This window comes from Phenylobacterium sp., from assembly GCF_031181185.1.
Taxonomy (GTDB): Bacteria; Pseudomonadota; Alphaproteobacteria; order Caulobacterales; family Caulobacteraceae; genus Phenylobacterium.
In genome coordinates, this window is the sequence record NZ_JAPSKZ010000260.1 from 1 (window position 1) to 3686 (window position 3686).

Genomic DNA, 3686 nt, shown 5'->3' on the forward strand with positions numbered 1-3686 from the left:
ACCCAGGTGCCGGGCCGCAACGGCAACGCCATCGAGGGGGTGGTCGACACCTTCAACGTCGACGCCTCGGCCTCGTACGAACTGACCGACAACTTCACCCTGACCCTCGAGGGCATCAACCTGACCGATGAGGTCCCGACCCAGTACGTCGGCGACTATCAGCTGGTGTCGGTGCACCACCATACCGGTCGGCAGGTGTTCGCCGGCTTCCGCTACCGCTTCTGATCTCTTCTGAAACGGGTCCGCCCTGCGCCGCCGTCCTGTTGGGACGGCGGCGTTCGCCCGGCCCGGCGAAGTCCTGCCGCCGACGGATGCGAGGGTCGCCCGAGGCGCGTCGGCTGGAGCGGCGAGGCGCCTGACAGCCCAGCGTAACTGAATCTTCGCGGATGTCCTCGTACGTCTTCAAGGAGGGGGACTCATGGGCGACAGAACGCTGCAGCTGGCACGAGAAGCCGGGCTCGACTCGGACAGGTTTGATCATCTGGTCAGTCTGGCCCAGTCGATCTTCGACATGCCGGTGGTGGTCATCACCTTCATCGACGCCTACCAGGCGGTGTTCCGGTCCAATGCCGGACTGGTTTGCGACAGCATCCCGCTGGACCAGTCCGTATCTGCGATCCTCGCCCAGCTGCCGCCGGACGAGGCGCTGCTGATCACCGATGCGACCACGGATGCGAGGGTGGCCAACCATCCGATGGTGACGGGCGATGACGGCCTGCGAAGCTGCGCAGGAATCGCGATCAGGTCCGCCGCGGGGGATCTGATCGGCACCTTCGCCGTCGCGGACCGTCGTCCCCGGTCGGACTTCCCGCAGCCGGCGCTGGCGCAACTCAGGACCCTCGGCCGGTTGGCGGGGTCGATCGCGGAGCAGGTGCGATGCGAGCGGCTGCAGGCGGAGCAGCTTCAGATGCTCGGCATGGCCGAACAGATGTCGGGCGTCGGGACCTGGAAGGTCGATTACCGCACCGAGCGGGTGAATTGGTCCGAGGAAGTCTACCGGATCCATGGTCTGGCGCCGGCCGGCTACGACCCCGTTGTCGAAGACGCCATCCACTTCTATCACCCCGATGACCAGGCGGTCGTCCGCGCCTGCCTTGCAGAGGCGCGGGCCACCGGCGCGCCCTTCGAATTCAAGCTGCGTCTGCGCCGTCCCGACGGTCAGGAGCGGATCGTGGTGTCCCGAGGCGCGGCCCAGCGTTCGGACGCGGGCGAGGTCGTCGTGGTCTTCGGAGTCCTGCAGGACGTCACCGAATCTGAGCAGGCCGCGACGCGGCTTTCCAGGAGCGAGGCCCGCTACAGGCTCCTGGCCAATCGCGCGACAGACGTCATCGCCTGTTACGGGGTCGACGGAATCCTGACCTACATTTCTCCGTCCATCGAAGCGATGAGCGGATATCGGCCCGAGGAGCTGATCGGGCGCCCCGCGACGACCCTGATCCACGCCGAAGACATTCCGGCAGTGGCGGAGAGCTTCCGGCAATTCGTCAGGGCGGACTCGGCCGATGCGATCAGAGGGGTTCGGTATCGCGCGGCGGCCAAGAATGGCGAGTTCCGCTGGTGCGAAGCGCGGACAACCATGGTGCGGGACCAGACGGGCCGCGTCGTCGAGTTCCAGGACGTCGTCCGCGACATCTCGGAAACCAAGGCGCTCGAGGATGAACTGATCTCGGCCCGGGACCGCGCCGAGGCCGCGGCCAACGCCAAGTCCGAATTCCTCTCGAACATGTCGCACGAACTGCGGACCCCGCTGACCAGCGTGATCGGCTTCGCCGACCTTCTGGCGGCCAGCCGCACGCTTCAGGAGGACGAGCGGAGATGCGCCGATCGAATTCGCTCCGGCAGCACGGCTCTGCTCGCGGTGATCAACGACATTCTCGACTATTCCAAGCTGGAGGCCGGCGCTGTTGATCTGGACCCCCGCAGCTTCGACGTTCGACAGCTGGCCCGCGACACCGCCGATATCGTGGAGCAGCAATGCCGATCGAAAGGCCTCGCGCTCACTGTCGAGCTTTCGCCTGAGCTGCCGCCGGCGCTGGTCGGGGACGACGCGCGGCTGCGACAGATTCTGCTGAACCTGCTCTCGAACGCCGTCAAGTTCACCGCCAGGGGCAAGGTTTGCCTGCGCGTCGGCGGCGTGAGCGCCGCGAGCGCCTGGCGGCTTCGCGTAGAGGTGGAGGACACGGGCATCGGGATCGCCGAAGACCAGCGGGAGCGTCTGTTCGAACGCTTCTGCCAAGCCGACACCTCGACCACCCGCACCTACGGCGGAACGGGTCTCGGGCTCGCAATTTCGCGCCGGCTCATCGAGAGGATGCACGGCGCGTTCGGTGTCGAGAGCGAACCGGGCGCGGGTTCGACCTTCTGGTTCGAGGTGGCGCTGCCGGTGGCGGCCTGTGCGGACGTTGCGGAGGAGGTCGCGACGGCCCCGATGGCCGCCGGCGCACGCATCCTTGTGGTCGACGATGTCGCCACGAACCGGGAGCTGGTCTCCGCCCTTGTCGCCGGCTTCGGCATGGATGTGTCGCTCGCCTGTGATGGAGCCGAGGCGGTCGAAGCGGCGATCGGAGGCGGGCTGGACCTGATCCTGATGGACATGCACATGCCGGTGATGGACGGCCTGCAGGCGACGCGCGCCATACGGGCGCTCGGCGGGCACCGGTCGGAGGTGCCGATCATCGCGCTGACGGCCAACGTTTCCCGGGAGCAGATCGACCGGTGCCTGGCCGCAGGCATGAACGATCATGTGGCGAAACCCATCCGAATCGAGGCGCTGGCCAAGGCGCTGGGCGATTGCCTGTCCGGCCGGAGCCCAGCGGCGAGCGGTGCGCAGGTCGCCTGAGGGGGGGCGGCGGCAGGGTCACGAACCCGGACGCTGAACATTGTCTTCGGCCCCGGAACCTTGGCCGTGGCTCGCCGTTAAGGCTGGCTTCCCCCATGCCGGGCGGGGGAGCCGTGGGGCGCAACACTGATCCTTGTCGAGACCATTGCGGGACGGGGGCGCGCGATGCTCGGCCTTGAGCGACATGGCGCCATACCCGTCAGGTTCATCCTGACGGCCGTGATCCTTGCGACCCTTGCGCCCGTCGTCCTCGCAAGCGGCTACAGCCTGCTGCGCTTTGCGGAGGATCAAAGGCGGTCCTACGAGCAGCAGGCGCTCAGGATCGCTACCCGTACGGCCGCAGCCGTGGATCGTGATCTCGAGCTCCTGGACATCGCGCTGGAGACCCTTGGGGCGACCGGCAGGCCGCCGAATCCGCTGGAAGTTCGTGCGCTCGAACTCCAGACGGGCGGCGTGCTGGTTCATCGGCCGGGCGTTTGCCGGGATGCGGCGTATGCGTCCAACCTGCGCCTCGAGCCGGAGCCACATGTCGTGATCTGCGGCCCCGGCGGGCCGGACCTGGCCGCGCGGATGCCGGTGGCGAGCCTGGGTCGGAACCTGACCGCCGCGGGGGCCGATGAGCGTTGGACCCTCTCGATCGTCGACAATGCGGACCGCATCATCTGGCGTTCCCGTGATGCGCCGGCTCATGTCGGCGACCTCGCCACCGCGGACCTGCGCCGCAACGCCCGGGGCGCCGCCGGTTTCTGGCGGGGCACGACGCTCGAGGGAACCCAGGTGGTGGCGGCCTATGCGAGGTCGCGCACGACGGGGTTCAGAGTGGCGGTGGGAGCGCCCGTCGGGATTG

The 3686-nt window shown here is 67.9% G+C and carries 3 protein-coding genes; all 3 read left to right on the forward strand.

What is annotated here, in order from left to right; translation table 11 throughout:
* The coding region (locus RIF93_RS19385; protein WP_309093088.1) for a TonB-dependent receptor at nt 1–225 on the forward strand (225 nt) is incomplete at its 5' end.
* Between the two features lie 193 nt (nt 226–418).
* The gene (locus RIF93_RS19390) at nt 419–2839 is read left to right on the forward strand and encodes a PAS domain-containing protein (protein ID WP_309093089.1); all 2421 of its coding nucleotides are present in this window, start codon (nt 419–421) and stop codon (nt 2837–2839) included.
* A 165-nt stretch (nt 2840–3004) separates the two neighbouring features.
* The coding region (locus RIF93_RS19395; RefSeq protein WP_375163899.1) for a hypothetical protein at nt 3005–3686 on the forward strand (682 nt) is incomplete at its 3' end.